This is a genomic window from Deltaproteobacteria bacterium (genome assembly GCA_016210045.1).
In the GTDB taxonomy this organism is placed as follows: Bacteria; UBA10199; UBA10199.
This window is the reverse complement of the sequence record JACQUX010000009.1, coordinates 189,720-205,780: the sequence shown is the minus strand read 5'-3', so window position 1 is coordinate 205,780 and position 16,061 is coordinate 189,720. Positions and strand designations below refer to the sequence as shown.

18 protein-coding genes are annotated in these 16,061 nt (G+C 60.6%); 13 read left to right on the top strand and 5 right to left on the bottom strand.

The features are described 5' to 3' along the window. Nucleotides 1–13 precede the first annotated feature (13 nt). From HY696_02875 to uvrC, 13 genes are all read left to right on the top strand, one after another. Nucleotides 14–721, top strand: a complete 708-nt coding sequence (locus HY696_02875) for a riboflavin synthase (protein ID MBI4237349.1) — start codon at nucleotides 14–16, stop codon at nucleotides 719–721. A gap of 3 nt (nucleotides 722–724) precedes the next feature. After that, complete coding sequence (locus HY696_02870) at nucleotides 725–1,966, top strand: bifunctional 3,4-dihydroxy-2-butanone-4-phosphate synthase/GTP cyclohydrolase II (GenBank protein ID MBI4237348.1); 1,242 nt, start codon at nucleotides 725–727, stop codon at nucleotides 1,964–1,966. Continuing rightward, nucleotides 1,966–2,457, top strand: coding sequence for a 6,7-dimethyl-8-ribityllumazine synthase (locus HY696_02865; GenBank protein ID MBI4237347.1), 492 nt, complete (start codon nucleotides 1,966–1,968; stop codon nucleotides 2,455–2,457). Before HY696_02870 ends, HY696_02865 begins: the two co-directional genes overlap by 1 nt. Nucleotides 2,458–2,461: 4 nt before the next feature. Next, nucleotides 2,462–2,878 carry a transcription antitermination factor NusB gene (nusB, locus tag HY696_02860; GenBank protein MBI4237346.1) on the top strand — a complete coding sequence of 139 codons (417 nt, stop codon included), beginning with the start codon at nucleotides 2,462–2,464 and terminating at the stop codon, nucleotides 2,876–2,878. A 3-nt stretch (nucleotides 2,879–2,881) separates the two neighbouring features. Beyond that, on the top strand, nucleotides 2,882–4,222 hold the full coding sequence (gene ffh, locus HY696_02855; protein ID MBI4237345.1) for a signal recognition particle protein: 1,341 nt from the start codon (nucleotides 2,882–2,884) through the stop codon (nucleotides 4,220–4,222). 36 nt (nucleotides 4,223–4,258) lie between these two features. Continuing rightward, nucleotides 4,259–4,498: a 30S ribosomal protein S16 gene (gene rpsP / locus HY696_02850; GenBank protein ID MBI4237344.1), complete on the top strand. Its 240-nt coding sequence runs from the start codon at nucleotides 4,259–4,261 to the stop codon at nucleotides 4,496–4,498. Between the two features lie 89 nt (nucleotides 4,499–4,587). Beyond that, complete coding sequence (locus tag HY696_02845; GenBank protein MBI4237343.1) at nucleotides 4,588–4,821, top strand: KH domain-containing protein; 234 nt, start codon at nucleotides 4,588–4,590, stop codon at nucleotides 4,819–4,821. A 2-nt stretch (nucleotides 4,822–4,823) separates the two neighbouring features. Continuing rightward, a complete protein-coding gene (trmD, locus tag HY696_02840; protein MBI4237342.1) occupies nucleotides 4,824–5,528 on the top strand; it encodes a tRNA (guanosine(37)-N1)-methyltransferase TrmD in 705 nt (234 codons plus the stop codon). A gap of 8 nt (nucleotides 5,529–5,536) precedes the next feature. Next, nucleotides 5,537–5,947 carry a 50S ribosomal protein L19 gene (gene rplS, locus HY696_02835; GenBank protein ID MBI4237341.1) on the top strand — a complete coding sequence of 137 codons (411 nt, stop codon included), beginning with the start codon at nucleotides 5,537–5,539 and terminating at the stop codon, nucleotides 5,945–5,947. Next, nucleotides 5,947–6,570: a ribonuclease HII gene (locus HY696_02830; GenBank protein ID MBI4237340.1), complete on the top strand. Its 624-nt coding sequence runs from the start codon at nucleotides 5,947–5,949 to the stop codon at nucleotides 6,568–6,570. The genes rplS and HY696_02830 overlap by 1 nt, the downstream gene beginning before the upstream one ends. Before the next feature lie 12 nt (nucleotides 6,571–6,582). Further along, entirely contained in the window at nucleotides 6,583–8,577 is a 1,995-nt protein-coding gene (uvrB, locus tag HY696_02825; protein MBI4237339.1) for an excinuclease ABC subunit UvrB, read from the top strand. 253 nt (nucleotides 8,578–8,830) lie between these two features. Further along, nucleotides 8,831–10,060: a hypothetical protein gene (locus tag HY696_02820; protein MBI4237338.1), complete on the top strand. Its 1,230-nt coding sequence runs from the start codon at nucleotides 8,831–8,833 to the stop codon at nucleotides 10,058–10,060. Between the two features lie 193 nt (nucleotides 10,061–10,253). Next, a complete protein-coding gene (uvrC, locus tag HY696_02815; GenBank protein MBI4237337.1) occupies nucleotides 10,254–11,837 on the top strand; it encodes an excinuclease ABC subunit UvrC in 1,584 nt (527 codons plus the stop codon). A gap of 178 nt (nucleotides 11,838–12,015) precedes the next feature. On the opposite strand, the gene HY696_02810 is transcribed toward uvrC, so the two are convergent. From HY696_02810 to HY696_02790, 5 genes are all read right to left on the bottom strand, one after another. Next, on the bottom strand, nucleotides 12,016–12,888 hold the full coding sequence (locus HY696_02810; protein MBI4237336.1) for a methyltransferase domain-containing protein: 873 nt from the start codon (nucleotides 12,886–12,888) through the stop codon (nucleotides 12,016–12,018). Between the two features lie 161 nt (nucleotides 12,889–13,049). After that, nucleotides 13,050–13,223: a hypothetical protein gene (locus HY696_02805; protein MBI4237335.1), complete on the bottom strand. Its 174-nt coding sequence runs from the start codon at nucleotides 13,221–13,223 to the stop codon at nucleotides 13,050–13,052. Between the two features lie 8 nt (nucleotides 13,224–13,231). Then, nucleotides 13,232–13,480, bottom strand: a complete 249-nt coding sequence (locus HY696_02800) for a hypothetical protein (protein ID MBI4237334.1) — start codon at nucleotides 13,478–13,480, stop codon at nucleotides 13,232–13,234. Then, entirely contained in the window at nucleotides 13,477–14,649 is a 1,173-nt protein-coding gene (locus tag HY696_02795; protein ID MBI4237333.1) for a cytochrome c, read from the bottom strand. Before HY696_02795 ends, HY696_02800 begins: the two co-directional genes overlap by 4 nt. After that, the gene (locus tag HY696_02790; protein ID MBI4237332.1) at nucleotides 14,646–16,025 is read right to left on the bottom strand and encodes a cbb3-type cytochrome c oxidase subunit I; all 1,380 of its coding nucleotides are present in this window, start codon (nucleotides 16,023–16,025) and stop codon (nucleotides 14,646–14,648) included. Before HY696_02790 ends, HY696_02795 begins: the two co-directional genes overlap by 4 nt. Between the last annotated feature and the right edge of the window lie 36 nt (nucleotides 16,026–16,061).

The window sequence follows — 16,061 nt, the reverse complement described above, 5'->3', positions numbered from 1 at the left end:
CTGAGAGAACGCTATGTTTTGCGGCATCATTGAAGGGACCGGCGTACTGCGCGGGCGCACCGAGCGCAACGAGTCGGTCCATCTGGAAATCCAGGCGCAATTCGATCTTGCTGATATCGCGATCGGCGAAAGTCTCGCAGTGAACGGTTGCTGTCTGACGGTCACTTCGCGTTTAGGCAATACGGTTTGGGCCGATCTCAGCGCTGAGACGCTGCGTGTGACGACGCTCAATCGGTTGCAACCTGGCGACACCGTGAACTTGGAGCGGTCGCTCCGGTATGGGGGGCGAGTCGGGGGCCATTTAGTGCAGGGCCACGTCGATGGGGTCGGGCGCGTGGTCGAAATGATCGACCATGGCAATTCCCGCGAGTTCGTGCTGGAGGTCCCGATCCCGCTGACCCGCTATGTCATTGAAAAAGGATCGATCGCGATCGACGGCGTGAGCCTGACCATCGCCCGCTGTGCCGGCGATCGGATCCATTGCTGCATCATTCCGCATACCGAACAGGTCACCACCTTCCAGCGTCTCCGCGTCGGGGATGCCGTGAATCTCGAAGTCGACATGGTGGGCAAGTATATTGAAAAGCTTGCCTTCCACGCGACACCGGCATATCAAGCCGCAACCCCCGGATCGGGGTCGGCCGTGCCGATCCGCACCGCGAAATCCGGGGCAATGCGGAACCGGCCCCTCCAGGGCATTCGCAAGAAATTGGGAATCTAACCGATGAGTACTGTGGTTCCATTGGCCGGGGCGCGTTCCCTGGCCGGTCAGCGCGTCGAGACCGCCATTCACCAGTTGCGCGCCGGCCGCCTGTTGATCTTGGTCGACGACGAGTCGCGCGAGAACGAAGGCGACTTAGTGATGGCCGCTGAGCACGCCACGCCGGAACAGATCAACTTCATGGCAAAGCACGGTCGTGGGTTAATTTGTTTAAGTCTCACTGAAGAACGAGCCCGACAGCTCGATTTGCCGCAGATGGTCAAGGAAAATCAGGCGCGCCACGGGACCGGCTTTACGGTCTCGATCGATGCACGCGACGGGATTTCTACCGGCATCTCCGCCGCGGATCGGGCGCGCACCATCCGGCTGGCGGTCGACCCCCAGTGTTCACCCGGCGACTTAGTGCGGCCCGGACATATCTTTCCACTGCAAGCCCGCGACGGTGGCGTGTTGGTGCGGGCCGGGCATACCGAGGCCGGCGTCGATTTGGCGCGCCTCTCCGGGTGTGTGCCCGCCGCAGTCATCTGTGAAGTCATGAACGACGACGGGAGCATGGCGCGGCGTCCCGATCTCGATCAATTTGCGCTGACTCATGACCTGCTCGTCTTATCGATTGCCGACCTCATCGAATACCGGATGCAACGTGAACAATTAGTGCAACGTGTTGTGGAAACCAGACTGCCGTTGGATGAAGGCGCGGAGTTTCGCGTTTATGCGTACGAAAGCCAAGTCGATCAACGCACCCATTTGGCGTTGGTGTTGGGGACGGTGGACGGAGACGCGGCGCCGCTCGTGCGCGTCCATTCCGAGTGCCTGACCGGCGATGTCTTCGGCTCGCGCCGCTGCGATTGCGGGCCGCAGTTGCACGGCGCGCTGGCCCAGATTGTTCGCGCGGGTGCGGGCGTATTGCTCTATATCCGTCAGGAAGGGCGCGGGATCGGCTTAGTGAACAAGCTCAAGGCGTACACGTTACAAGACCAAGGCCTCGATACCGTAGAAGCGAATGAACGGCTCGGGTTCAAACCGGACCTCCGTGAATACGGGATCGGCGCGCAGATCTTGCGCGATCTCGGGGTGCGGCGGATGCGACTGCTGACAAACAATCCGCGCAAGATCGTCGGGCTGGAGGGCTATGGCCTGCAGATCGACGAGCGCGTTGCGATCGAATTTGCGCCGAACGAAGAAAATCAGCGCTATTTGCAAACCAAACGCGACAAGTTGGGGCACCTCCTGCAGATGGTCTAATGCGCACGCCTGCTTCCATCGCCACATCGACTTCCCATCCGCCAGCCGATTTGCAGGTGGCGGTCGTGGTCAGCCGTTTCCACACGGCGATCACCGAGCGGTTGCTGGACGGCGCGGTGCAACAGTTCGCGCATGCAGGGGTGGCGCAGGAACGAGTCCGCGTGTTCCGGGTGCCGGGGGCCTTTGAAATCCCGGTCGTCGCGGCCGCGTTGGCCCGGTCCGGGACGTGTCACGGGGTCCTCACTCTCGGCTGTGTGGCGCGCGGAGAGACACCGCATTTCGATCATATCTGTCGGACCGTTGCGGATGGATTGCAGCGCGTGGCCGTGGATACTGGCGTTCCGGTCGTCTTCGGCGTGCTCACGGTCGAGACGCTCGCGCAGGCCGAGGCCCGCGCCGGCGGACCGCTTGGCAATAGCGGCGCCGAAGGGGCCGCGACGTTGCTGGAGATGTGTGGGATTATGAACGATGTGCGTAGGTGCGTACGGTAGACATATGGGCCATCGACGCCAAGCGCGGGAGACCGCGGTGCAAATTTGGTATCAAATCGACCTCTCCCATTGCGAGCCGGAGGAGGCGATTCGTCTCTATTGGCGACAACATCCGGCGCCGCCGGATGTGCGGGGGTTTGCCGAAGAACTGGCCCGTGGAACGGCGCGGGAACAGGTCGACATCGATCAGCGGATCAGCGCGCATTCCACGCATTGGCGCTTATCGCGGATGGCCGCAGTGGATCGCAATGTGTTGCGGGTCGCGGTCTATGAACTGTTGCACTGTTCCGACATCCCGATCCGCGTGACGTTGAACGAAGCGATCGAGATCGGCAAGAAGTATGGCTCCGAGGAAAGTGGGGCCTTTATTAATGGGATCCTCGACCAAATCGCGAAGGAAGTCGATAAACCACTGGAGTAAGTTATGTTCGAGAAGCTGACTGATCGGGTGCATGGATTATTCCGCCGCTTGCGGGGACATGGCACGTTGACCGAGCGAGACTTGCACGACGCGGCCGAAGAGGTGCGGCAGGCACTGCTCGAGGCTGATGTCCACCACACAGTCGTGGATCAGGTGCTAATCAAAGTCCAGTCCAGTGCAGTCGGGCAAGAGGTGATCAAGAGCCTGACGCCGGCGGATCAATATCTCCGCGTCCTTTACGAGACGGTCGTCGAAATCCTCGGGGGAGAAACCAAGCCGTTCAGTTACGGCAGCACGTTGCCGGCCGTCATTTTGTGTGTAGGACTCCAAGGGAGCGGCAAGACCACGACCGCGGCCAAGTTGGCCCTTGCGGCGAAGCAGCAGGGGCGGCGGCCATTGCTGGTGCCGGCCGATCTGCAACGGCCCGCCGCAGTGGCACAACTGCTGACAGTTGCGCGGGAATGGGATCTTCCGACCTTCGACTCCACGACGTTGCGCGCCCCACTCGATGTTGTCGAGGCCGCGCTTGAACAGGCCCGGACTGCGCTGCACGATACCGTGATCATCGACACCGCTGGGCGACTGCATATTGACGCCCCGTTAATGGATGAGTTGCGCGCCATTTACCAACGCGTTACGCCGACCCAAACGTTGTTAGTGGTCGATGCGATGGCGGGGCAACAAGGGTTGGTCGCGGCGCAAGGTTTTCATGCCGTGACTCCGCTGACCGGCGTGATTGTCAGCAAGGCGGACGGCGATGCCCGTGGCGGCGTGGTCCTTTCGTGTGCAGCCGTTTGCCAAGTCCCGATCTATTTCGTTGGGACTGGGGAGAAAATCGACGCGTTGGAACCGTTTTATCCCGACCGCATGGCCTCGCGGATTGTCGGGATGGGCGATTTGGCCACCTTGGCCGAACGCGTGGCCACAATCACCGACCAAGCAACCACGTTGGAACGAGTCCGCAAACTGGCCAACGGGGCCTTCACGTTGGAAGACTATCGCGCGCAACTCCGGGAAATGTGTAAGGTCGAGCAGTGGGGGGAATTGATGCAACTGGTTCCCGGGATGGCACGAATGACCGGCCAGCTCGACTTCGACAAGGTCCGTTCCGACGTGCGCAATAAGGAAGCGATCATCAATTCCATGACCTTGTCGGAGCGGGGAGACGTTCGGCTCCTGAACGGGTCGCGCCGAAAACGGATCGCCCAAGGGAGTGGGACCTCGGTAACGGAGGTCAACCGCTTGATAAAAGAGTTTGAAATTCTCCAGAAGATGATGAAGAAGGGGGGCCGCAAACGAGGGGTCCCCCCAGAGATGTTGCAATTATTGCGGACTCATGGTTAGAGGCCCGCTGGCGCCAGTAACAAGGAGAGTGTCTGTATGGCAGTGACTATTCGCATGTCCCGGCACGGGACGAAAAAACGCCCATTTTATCGGATCGTCGTGACCGACTCTCGGTCACCCCGGGACGGTCGATTTATTGAAGTCATCGGGACCTCAGACCCAAAAAAATCTGCTGATACATGTACTTGGGATGTCGAGCGGCTCCAGTATTGGCTATCCCACGGGGCCCGGCCTTCAGAGACCGTCAGCCAGCTCCTCCCCAAGGGATTACAATAAAATACCCTACAAGTAGTCGTTCGGAGTACACTAGGCAGTAGAGTATATCCCGTGTGGACGACTACCGCAGGAGGTGTGCGATGAGCGACGTGCTCAAGATACTCGTAGACGTAATGGCCAAAGCGCTGGTCGATAAGCCGGAAGAAGTCGAAGTGACGCTGGTCGAAGGCGAGCAGACCACGGTGGTCGAACTGAAGGTCGCAAAAGAGGATCTGGGGAAAGTGATCGGGAAGGAAGGTCGGACGGCGCGGTCGCTGCGGACCATCCTGAGCGCGGCATCCACTAAGATCCGCAAACGCTCGGTCCTCGAAATCATTGAGTAGTAATGCGTATCGATATCTTGACCATCTTCCCGGAGCTCTTCACGGGGCCCCTGGGAGTGGGGATCTTAGGTAAGGCCGTGGCTGCAGGACATGTGGCCATTCAAGCCCACGATATTCGAACCTTTTCCACCGACAAACATCGCTCGGTCGACGACGCGCCCTACGGCGGTGGCGCCGGGATGGTGATGCGGCCGGAGCCAGTAGTGGCCGCGATCGAGTCGATTGCGCCGGCAGGGACTGGGTTTCGCCGCATCTTGCTTTGTGCCCAAGGACGTTGCTTGACTCAGCAGGTGGCACGGGAGTTGGCGGAACAGAGCCGACATGTGGTCCTGATCTGCCCGCGCTACGAGGGAATCGACGAACGGGTCCGGGAGGGATGGGTCGATGACGAACTGTCAATCGGCGACTATGTTCTGATGGGCGGGGAAATCCCGGCCTTAGTCGTAATCGAAGCGGTGGTTCGCTTGTTGCCCGGGGTGCTCGGCAATCCTGCGTCGTTGCTCGAAGAGTCGTTTGCGGGCGCAGGTTTGGAGTATCCCCACTATACCCGCCCCGCGGTGTTTCGCGGGCGTTCCGTTCCGGAAGTGCTGCAAAAAGGGAATCATGAGGCGATTGCCGCCTGGCGAGCGCAGATGGCGCAAAAACGCACTCTTGACCGCCGACCCGATTTAGTGTCAGAAGGGCCGCCGCTAACCAAGAAACGATGAGGTGATTTATGGATATTCTCGATCAAATCTCGGCACGTCAGCTTCGGACCGACATCCCCCCGTTTCGCGCGGGCGATACCGTCCGGGTCTACACCTTAGTCAAAGAGGGGGACAAAGAGCGGACGCAGATCTACGAAGGCGTCGTGATTTCTCGGCGTGGCAGCGCCATCAGCGAGACCTTCACGGTACGCAAGGTCTCGTACGGCGTTGGCGTGGAACGCGTCTTTCCCCTCCATTCGTCGTTGATTGAAAAGATCGAAGTCCGGCAACGCGGCAAGGTCCGTCGAGCGAAGCTGTATTATTTGCGCGAGCTATCCGGCCGCGCGGCGCGGATTGCGGAAGATAAAGGCGCGACGGCGACGGTCGCTGCCGCGAGCGTTCCTGAAGTCATCCCCCCAGCCGTTTCGAATGGCGAGTAATGACCGATCTCCTCGCGTACGAGCGCGCCTACTGGCAGCGAGGTCTTCACTACATTGCCGGCGTGGATGAGGTCGGGCGCGGCTGTCTGGCCGGCCCAGTCGTCGCGGCGGCCGTGATCCTTCCGATCGAATGCACCATTTCGGGCGTGCGGGACTCGAAAGCGCTGTCCGCCGCCGCGCGTCGCATTGCCGATACGGCAATTCGCCAACTGGCGTTGGCCATCGGCATCGCGGCGGTGGCACCACCCATCATCGATGCGATCAATATCCGTCAGGCCTCGTTGCAGGCGATGGCCGATGCCATTGCGGCGCTGTCGCTGCGTCCGCAACAACTCTTGATCGACGGCCGCGACGCCGTGGCCGTGGCGCTGCCGCAACAGCGCATCATCGGGGGCGACGCGCGGAGTCTGAGCATCGCCGCGGCCTCGATTGTAGCGAAGGTGTATCGTGATCATTTAATGACCGAGCTGGAAGCCGAGTATCCTGATTTTTCGTTCGGGGTCCACAAGGGCTATCCGACGCCACAGCATATCGCCGAGCTGAGCCAACACGGCCCGACGGCGATCCATCGGCGGAGTTTTGGACCGGTAAAACAGCGCTTCTATAAGTGCGTAAGTGCGTAAGCACGGTGAAATATGTTCACCCTCACCACCCCATACGCCCCCCAAGGCGACCAACCGGAGGCGATTCGGCGGTTGAGCGCTGGCGTGCGACAGGGGTTGGCGCACCAAGTGTTGCTCGGCGTGACCGGGAGCGGGAAGACGTTCACGGTCGCGTGCGTAATTGCCGAAGTGCAGCGGCCGACGCTCATTGTCGCGCCGAACAAGACGCTTGCGGCGCAGCTTTTCAATGAATTTCGCCAACTCTTTCCGCAGAACGCCGTCGAGTACTTCGTCAGTTACTACGACTATTACCAGCCGGAGGCGTATCTCCCCGCGCAAGACCTGTTTATCGAGAAAGATGCCTCGATCAACGAGACGATCGATCGGTTGCGCCACGCCGCGACCTACGCACTGTGTACGCGCAACGACGTGATCATCATCGCGTCGGTCTCGTGCATCTACGGATTGGGTTCGCCGGAGGCCTACGGCCGGATGCGGGTGGACGTGGAACAAGGTGCAATGGTGGATCGGGGCGAGTTGCTGCGACGTTTGGTGGAGATCCAATATCAGCGCAACGACGTCGATTTCCACCGTGGAACCTTTCGCGCGCGCGGGGCCGTGATCGAGATCTTGCCGGCGTATCGCGAGACCCAGGCCGTACGGATCGAATTGTTGGGCGATACAGTGGAGCGGATCACGGAGTTTGATCCGCTGACGGGTGAACGGATTGCGGAGTTGTCGAAGATCGCCATTTATCCGAACAGCCACTACGTGGCGCCGGAGCAACGACTGAAACACGCCATGTGCGGTATTCGGGAGGAGTTGGCGGAACGGTTACCGATGCTGAAACATCACGGGAAGCTGCTCGAAGCACAACGGCTGCAACAGCGGACGGAGTTCGACTTAGAGATGTTGGAGGCGACCGGATTTTGCAAAGGGATCGAAAATTATTCGCGCTACTTGGACGGGCGCGGATCCGGAGAGGCGCCGATGACGCTGCTCGATTATTTCCCGCGCGATTTCCTCTGCGTACTCGATGAATCGCATCTGACCGTGCCGCAGATCGGCGCGATGTACAACGGAGATCGGGCGCGCAAGAACGTGTTGGTCGAATACGGCTTTCGCCTCCCTTCGGCATTCGATAATCGACCGCTGCGCTTCGAAGAATTTACCGGGAAGGTCGGCCAATGTCTCTACATCTCCGCCACGCCGGCCGAATATGAATTGCGACAGGCGGGCGGGGAAGTCGTGGAACAAGTGGTGCGTCCGACCGGACTCCTCGACCCGACGCTGTCGGTGCGGCCGGTGGGAACCCAAGTCCAAGACTTGCTGGCGGAGATCCGCATGCGCGTGCAGCGCGGCGAACGGGTCTTAGTGACGACGCTGACCAAGCGGATGGCGGAGAATTTGTCGACGTTTTATCAAGAACAGGGAGTCCGCGTCCGCTACCTGCACGCCGATGTCGAAACGCTGGAGCGGAGCGCGATCTTGCGCGACTTGCGGCGCGGCACGTTCGATGTGTTGATCGGGATCAACTTGCTGCGCGAAGGGCTCGACCTCCCCGAGGTCTCGTTGGTCGCGATTCTCGACGCCGACAAAGAGGGCTTCCTCCGTTCGACCCGCTCGCTGATCCAGACCTTCGGTCGCGCGGCGCGCAACGTGAACGGCACGGCCATTCTGTATGCCGACCGGATGACCGATTCGATGCGCCGTGCGATCGACGAGACGGAGCGGCGTCGGATCAAACAGTTGGCCTACAACCAGGCCCACGGGATTACTCCGGAGACGGTGCGGCGAGAGATCACCGACGTGCTGAGTTCAATCTACGAAGCCGACTATGCCGCCGTGCCGGATGCGGAAGCCCCGGCCGTGCACGGAATCGACGATATCCCGTTGGCCCGCATCCCGCGCGAAGTGGAAAAATTGCGCAAACAGATGCGCAAAGCCGCCGAGTCCCTCGACTTCGAACGCGCCGCCACATTGCGCGACCGCGTGCGTGCCCTCGAAGACCGCCAGCTCCACTCTTAAATGCATCCGAGTGGGGACAGGTACCTTCGGATCCCCGCCAATGCTGCATTTGAAGGTACCTGTCCCCACTCGGATGAATGTGGCGGTTGGGCGGTGTTGTGGTGTCGCATAAAACTTGTTGCGTGAGGTTTTTGCGCTAACCGCTCAAAAAACCTTTGCCATTCAAAATCGGATCGTATAACGGCCCTCCTTATATATAGAGTGCTGTCAGGCAGGCATCGGGCAACTGTGCGGGGGAGGAAAGGGGTTTAGTATGCGACATGTCGTGAAGGGAATGCTCATTGCGCTCGCAAGCGCCATGATGCCGGCAGTGGGGTTGACCCAAGTGGCTTCAAGCTATGAGACGCCGATCGGTTCGGCGGCCGAGGCGAAGCCGATCTCCGGGTATGACGGGAGTGGATTCTTTCTCCGTTCGGCGGACGATGACTTCAGTTTACAAATCGCGTCGCGGTTGCAGTTTCAGCATATCTACACGGACGTGCGCGCTGCCGGTGCGGCAGATGCAAATACCTTCCGGATGCGGCGGGCGCGTGTGACGATTTTAGGAAAATTGTTCAAGAATTTTGAGTTCATGAACCTCATTAATTACGGCACCGTGGCTGCGAGTACGACGGCTGTTACTGGTGGTGGCGGTGGAACGGTTCCGAATCCTAATCCACCTACGTGGCTCGCTGACATGACGGCCACGGTGATCCCGCAATTCAAAATTCAAGTCGGTACCGTGACGTTACCGCTTTCCCGGATAGGGGAGCGAAGCTCGGGGAAACAGGCATTTGTTGAACTACCCATTACTGCCACGCAGGTGGACGGTGGACAGCTCGGAACAATCGCACGGCAGGCCTTCGATGCGGATACGACGTTAGGTCTCCGGTTGTTGGGCGATATCGGCAAGTTCCACTACATTGTCGGAGTAGGGAACGGTGAGGACAGCAATTATTATAATGTGACCCGTTCCTTCTCCTATGGTGGTCGGGTGTGGTTCGATATCCTCGGCGATTCAGGTGGTAATGGCGAATCCGATTACGGCTACACCGAAGAACCAGTCCTTTCGGTTGGCGCAGGTTCATTGTTCGATCCGCAAGACGCGACCGACTCACTGGCGCGGACGCTCGACTGGTCCTACACCGGGAGCGGGGACCTGTATTTCCAATGGCGTGGACTGACGATCACCGGCGAGGCGTATCTCCGAAAAATTCGCGTGATCCAGGGGAGTTTTACGTTGGATGACTTCGGGTACTATGCCCAGGCCGGGTACTTTGTGATCCCGAAGAAGTTGGAGATCGTCGCGCGTGGCGCGCAGATCTTTCGCGAAGGGCCGGACAATAATGCCTATGAATTTGTGGGCGGTTTGAACTGGCACCTGCATGGCAATAACGTGAAGCTCCAGGCCGACTTCTCGCGCGTGTTGGACTACGACGCAACGATTGGGACCGGCGGTCTGGCCACGAACCGCTTCCGGACGATGTTTACGTTTAATATTTAAACTGATGCCTCCCCCTCACCCAGCTGTTGGGGTGAGCAATGCTCCTGCTCGTCGCATTGCTGGTACCGCTGCTGCGGGCCATGCAGCGACTGTGGTCGCTGCGCCCTTAGCCTCCCCAAGGGGAGAGGGGAGTGGGGACTCCGTAGCTCGCTGCGGAGTGTCGTCTCTTCCCCGCGCCCCGGGTGTCTATCTGATGAAAGACACGCGGGGCGTGGTGCTGTATGTTGGTAAAGCGAATAACTTGCGGGCCCGCGTGACGAGTTACTTTCGGGCCGCAGCGCAGGATCGACCCCATATTCCGCTGTTGCTCCGCCGCGTCGCCGCGATCGAGACCACGGTCACCGATACGGAGAAAGAGGCGTTGCTGCTGGAGCATACGCTGATCCGGAAGCATCGGCCCCGTTACAATATCATCTTCCGGGACGACAAGTCGTACGTCAGCGTCGCGGTGAATCTCCGACATCCGTTCCCCGGAATCTTTCGCACGCGCAAGGTGGTGAAGGACGGCGCGGCGTATTTCGGGCCGTTCCCGAGCGGGCTGGCGTGCAAAGAGACGATCGCATTGGTGACGCGTTTTTTCCGGCTGCGGACTTGTCGGGATCATGAGTTCGCCAATCGGGCGCGGCCGTGTCTGCAATATCAGATCGGCCGTTGTACCGCGCCGTGTGTCGGTTTCGTGGCAGCGGAGGTCTATCGGGCGCAAGTGGCGCGAGCGCTGCTGTTGTTGAAGGGGCAGCGGAATGAATTGACGGCGCATGTGGAACGGGAGATGCGGGCGCAGGCGTCGGGGGAGCATTTTGAAGAGGCCGCGCGGCTGCGCGACTTGCTGCGCGATGTCCGGACGACGATCGAGTCTCAGAAGGTGATTCGGCACGGGGCCGCGGATGCCGATTTTTTCGGTTGGGCCGAGGCCGCCGGGCATGGGGCCGTTGCGGTGTTGGAGCGGCGCAACGGCCACGTGGGGGAACGAGGCGGCGCGGCAGTGGTCCTGGGCGGCGATGCACCTGCGTCGTTGCTGGCGAGTTATCTGCTGCAATATTACCAACCGCCGCGCGTGCCGCCTGCCGGGATCTACTTGCCGTTTTTGCCCGCGTCAGCGGCCGAGATTGGACAGCTGCTGACCGAGCGGCGCGGACACGCGGTGCGCCTCTGCGTGCCGCGACGTGGTGAATCGGTCAAGCTCGTGCATTTGGCCGCGACGAATGCGGCGGTGCTCTGCGAACGGCGGCGCGAACAAGTCGTCGCAGGGGACCACTTGACGACGCTGGTCGGCAAGGCGCTCCACTTAAGTGGAGTGCCGAGCGTGATCGAATGCGTCGATATCTCCAATTGGCAAGGCGATGAGGCCGTAGCGGCGCTGGTCTGCTTTGTCGACGGCACACCCGCCAAGCAACGCTATCGGCACTATAAAATCCAAGGGCCACATGAGCCAAATGACTATGCGATGATGCACGAGGTGTTAGCGCGCCGGTTGACCGGAGACGCGAATCCGCCGTGGCCCGATCTCTTGTTGGTGGATGGCGGCAAGGGTCAGCTCCAAGTGGCGGTGCGGGTCTTACAGGAACTCGGCGCCGCTACGTTGTCACTCGCAGCGATCGCGAAACCCCGCGAGGGCGAACCATGCGACAAGATCTACCTCCCGGGCCGCAAAAATCCGCTTCCGCTCCGCGCCGGCGATCCTGTGCTGTTGTTGCTGCAACGCCTCCGCGATGAGACGCATCGTTTCGCGATTACGTTCCATCGGAAACGGTTCGAAAAAGTGAGAGGCGCGGTTTAGCGCAATGGGAAGATGGTTCGTTCCACGCGATCCGGCGACCAGATGACTGCCGCGTCGCCGACCAACTGCTTTCCGACGATGCGAAAACCCAACACGCGAATCTCTATCGGTTGAGCGCAGCCGCTTATACGGTTGCAAAATGTGAAATCGTCCATGGTCGGAATGTTGTTGAGCGGAATCAGTAGTCGGGGGCATGGATGTCCGGCGCACACGGATGTTGGGCGGCGTAGAGCCGTGTCAGACCCAATTGGGTCAGGGCCGCGTCGGCGCCTTGGAATTCGAAACACCGATGCGTCGTGACTAAAAGCAGGCCGCCCGTCTGGAGCTGCGCGGCTGCAGTTTTAAAAATAGGGTACCACGTTGCGGCGAGCCCCTTTTCATAACGGCGGAAGACTTCGGGATGCCGGATGACCACTGTATCAAAGGAATTTTTTGCCCATGGCTGTGCCGCAATATCCGTGGCGTCGGCGACTTCAAAATCCACATTCGGCAGTCCTCGATTGGCGCCGCGCGCGGCCGCAATGGCATTTTCGCTGATATCGATCCCAATATAATGTGCTTCGGGTGCGGGGTCTCCATACGCGGCGCCGCCGAAGTAGCTTTGCAATGCGGAGGCTGCGGCCAGACTCCCGCACGCGATATCGAGGATCCGATGGTGTTCACTTGGCACGGGTTCCACGGTCGTCCGGCGTGCGATGGCCTCCGGAATGATGGCAACGAGGAGGTTCCAAAAGTGGCGTTGATCGGTCTCCGCGGCATTGAAGGGCGCATCGCCGAGGTAGGGACAGGCGGTCCGTTGATCCGATGACAGATAGTCCGCGGGAATTTCGGCGAAGCGCCGCACGCGTTGATCGTTGGTCAGCGGCTCGGCCAGCGGGACGATCGGCAAGTCAGCGCAGGCACGGTCGTTAAAAGACGGGTGGATGCTGCTGGCAATCAGATAATCCGCGATGACGTCGGCGTCTTTGGTCGCCCAGCGGTCTGTGGCACAGATCGTTGGAACGTCGGCTGCGTGGAACAGTGTGCATATCCAATCTTGAATCGTCGTCATCGTGCCGGAGTTATCGGCGAATGCGCCAAGAAGTTGCGTGATGCGCGCGTTGGTGAGCGTCTACCAATTTGTGACGACGTACGTGATGATGCCGATGAGCGTGCTGAGCCAGAGGAGTTTGATCCACCAAGGGAGTGGGGCGTCGTGATGGGGTGTGTTGGTCATAGGCGCACTCCGGTCTGAGCTTCGATCTCCAACAAGCGCTGCTCCGGTGGTCGTGTCTGACCGTTGCGGCCGCGGAGCCAGGAAAACAGGCAGAGCGAGCCGAAGCCGCCGATGGCCGCCAGCCCCATCCAGAATGCCACCCAATATTGACTGGCCGCTTCGAGCGTCATGGTCGCTCCTACGTTCGTACGGTCGTGAGCGTGTCGAGTTCTAAGATGCGATATTTGATCGCCTCGGCGTCGTGCCAATGGCCGCGAGCGATCGACCAGCCGAGGAACATCAGTGCGGCGGTGAGGGCGCTTCCCATCACGACCAAGATGAAATCGCGAGAGAGCATCCCATCGACGTTACAAAACGGGCAGGCCCACGCGCTGCGCGTGATGGCGAGCGCGCTGAACGTCAGTATGCTGCGGCTGTGGTGCTTCATGGAGTGGATCCCGTGGCAGTGGTTTGCCACAGCCGCTGCAGGTAGGTCGCGATCCTCCGGCGTTCACTGGGTGTGATTTGCGGAAACGGGGCCATCGCGGTGCCGGGGACGCCGCTTTCTATCACCTCGCGGATCCGTGGTTCGGATGGTCGCAAGCCATGCAGATCGGGCGGCGCGGGCCGCAATGCCAGGCCGGCCGGGCCGTCCCCGTGGCCGGCGGTTCCATGACAGACTGCGCAGAGCATCTCGAATTGGGCCTTCGCCTGAGCGATGACGTCCTCGCTCAGTTCCGGGATGGCAACGTTGTCTGGTTTGCCCAGCGTCTGGACATAGTGCGCGATCGCCCAGAGATCGTCGCTGCGATAGTCGCGAAACGACGGCATCGAGGAGCCGGGGATGCCGAGATGCAAGACTTGGTAGACGTACGCGGCGGTCGGTTGCACTGCGGTCAGATCCGCAGCGGGTGGTTGCAAGAGCGCGGCACTCGCACCGCCGCCCCCGCCGAAGGCGGGTCCGCCTTCGGCGGAGGCGGGACCGTGGCAGCCTTGGCATTCGCGTGCGAACAGCGTGTGTCCGTGTTCCGTGGTCTCCGGCGTGCGCTCCGGTCCGGTGCCGACGACAAATTGGGCGCGATATGCCTCGTCCCGCGCTGCGATCGTGGGCTGGGTCGCACGCCCGATCGATTGCATGTACGCGACTAAGTCGTTGGCGTCGTCGGTGGGTGTGACGCGGCCGTCACGCGTTTCAAAGAGCCAGGGATATCCGGGCATGATTGACCAGGGCGTGGTGTGGCGCGGATTGTAGAAATGGGCCAAGTGCCAATCGTCGGGGCGTTGGCCGGCCTCGCGGGCCAGGTCCGGGCCGACGCGCCGTGTGCCGAACAATTGCGGCACTTCGCGGAGATATTCCGCCGCGAAGGAGACTGGGCCGTAGCGAAGCGGTTCTCCGGCAATCGGCCGCACGAATTGGGTATGGCAGTGCCAACAGCCCTCGTGCATGAAGATTTCGCGACCGTGTTCTTCTTGCGGCGTGCGTTCGGCGACGCCCGCGGGCGGCGTCAGGTCTTTCAACGTCGTCCACGGCGCGACGCCCATACCGAGAAATGCCACGACGAAGAAGCCGACGCCGGCGACGAGCAAGATCGTCTGAAAACGCTCCAGCCACTTCATGCGCGTGTCTCCTGCAGGAGCGGTTGCCGCCGCGTCTGCCACAGCACCCAACTAAAGAGCAGCATCCCGACGTAGATGAACACGCCGCTGAGGGCGCGGAAGCCCCAGAACGGGACGGAGTGGATCACCGAATCCGCGAACGGCGCGCCGCTGAGCCAATAGTAGCCTTGCAACAAGCCGGCGGCGGTGAGCGGGATAAAATAGCAGACATAAAAACCGAGCGTGAGCAGCCAATACGACCACCATTGCAGCCGCACCGACGCCAACTCGCGGCCGGTGACTTTCGGCCAGACGTAGAGGATCGCGCCGATGTTCCAATACGTGAACGCGCCGAACAGTGCGAGATGCGCATGGGCGACGACCCAATCGGTGAAGTGGATCACTTTTTGGACGGTGAGAAAGGTGTGAAATGGGCCCTGCGTGCAGGTGGTCATATATGCGAAGATTCCGGTGACGAGGAACGCGAGTGCGGGCGATTGCGCAACGTGGCCCCACGACCCGCGTAACGTCATGAACCAATTGTAGACGACGGTCACGACGACCACGAACAATGTGGCGGTCAACGGGACCGCGAGGACTTGGACCCAGCGCGGGATCGGACTGAAAAAGTAATGGTGCGAGCCGCCGAGCGGATAGAAAAACGCGAGGGTCCAGAAGCCGAGCAGCGAGAGGCGGTGATTGTAGATGGGTTTTTTCAGCATGACCGGCAGGATGAAGTAGACGATGCCGACGCCCATCGGGGTGACGAATAGCCCGACCGCGTTGTGAATCCAGAGTCCGGTGATCGCGGCGCCGGCGGCTCCCGGGGCCACATAGGCAACGATCACGTTCGCCATCACGTAGTTGAGCACGGTAAAGGAGAGTGAAAGCAGGAAGTACCAGGCGCTGACGTAGAGTTGCCGTTCCGTGGAGCGGAAGATGGTGCCGATATAATTGACTGCCGCCATCACGAACGCGAGCGCAAAGAGGACGTCTCCGTACCACGGGAATTCGGCGTACTCGATCGCCTGCATTTGGCCGCCGAGGATGGCGCCGAGGCCGACGACTAACGCGATCGCATAGGCGCCCAACGTCCACCACGCCAGTCGTTCCGAGAGCAGCGGTCGATTGGCGAGTTTCGGCACGATGTAATTCAGCATGGCGAAGAACGAGAGCCCGAGCCAGCCGAAGATGACGCCGTTGGTATGAAAGACGCGAATGCGGCCGAATTGCAGCCACGCGATATTGCCGAGCCAATCGGGCCAGAGAAATTTGGCGGCCAGGATCAACGCGAAGCCGAGCGGGACGATGATGCCGAGCAGTGCGAGATAGATGTACCAGCGGACCAAGGCGCCATTGACGACCGCATGCGGTGGCGACGCGGTAGGGGTTGACATGGCGGGCGCTGTAACAGCTTGATGCGGCCGTGCATA

Coding starts and splice junctions, on each gene's coding strand:
- HY696_02875 (MBI4237349.1), top strand. CDS start 14: ATGTTTTGCGGCATCATTGAAGGGACCGGCGTACTGCGCGGGCGCACC.
- HY696_02870 (MBI4237348.1), top strand. CDS start 725: ATGAGTACTGTGGTTCCATTGGCCGGGGCGCGTTCCCTGGCCGGTCAG.
- HY696_02865 (MBI4237347.1), top strand. CDS start 1,966: ATGCGCACGCCTGCTTCCATCGCCACATCGACTTCCCATCCGCCAGCC.
- nusB (MBI4237346.1), top strand. CDS start 2,462: ATGGGCCATCGACGCCAAGCGCGGGAGACCGCGGTGCAAATTTGGTAT.
- ffh (MBI4237345.1), top strand. CDS start 2,882: ATGTTCGAGAAGCTGACTGATCGGGTGCATGGATTATTCCGCCGCTTG.
- rpsP (MBI4237344.1), top strand. CDS start 4,259: ATGGCAGTGACTATTCGCATGTCCCGGCACGGGACGAAAAAACGCCCA.
- trmD (MBI4237342.1), top strand. CDS start 4,824: ATGCGTATCGATATCTTGACCATCTTCCCGGAGCTCTTCACGGGGCCC.
- rplS (MBI4237341.1), top strand. CDS start 5,537: ATGGATATTCTCGATCAAATCTCGGCACGTCAGCTTCGGACCGACATC.
- HY696_02830 (MBI4237340.1), top strand. CDS start 5,947: ATGACCGATCTCCTCGCGTACGAGCGCGCCTACTGGCAGCGAGGTCTT.
- uvrB (MBI4237339.1), top strand. CDS start 6,583: ATGTTCACCCTCACCACCCCATACGCCCCCCAAGGCGACCAACCGGAG.
- HY696_02820 (MBI4237338.1), top strand. CDS start 8,831: ATGCGACATGTCGTGAAGGGAATGCTCATTGCGCTCGCAAGCGCCATG.
- uvrC (MBI4237337.1), top strand. CDS start 10,254: ATGAAAGACACGCGGGGCGTGGTGCTGTATGTTGGTAAAGCGAATAAC.
- HY696_02810 (MBI4237336.1), bottom strand. CDS start 12,888: ATGACGACGATTCAAGATTGGATATGCACACTGTTCCACGCAGCCGAC.
- HY696_02805 (MBI4237335.1), bottom strand. CDS start 13,223: ATGACGCTCGAAGCGGCCAGTCAATATTGGGTGGCATTCTGGATGGGG.
- HY696_02800 (MBI4237334.1), bottom strand. CDS start 13,480: ATGAAGCACCACAGCCGCAGCATACTGACGTTCAGCGCGCTCGCCATC.
- HY696_02795 (MBI4237333.1), bottom strand. CDS start 14,649: ATGAAGTGGCTGGAGCGTTTTCAGACGATCTTGCTCGTCGCCGGCGTC.
- HY696_02790 (MBI4237332.1), bottom strand. CDS start 16,025: ATGTCAACCCCTACCGCGTCGCCACCGCATGCGGTCGTCAATGGCGCC.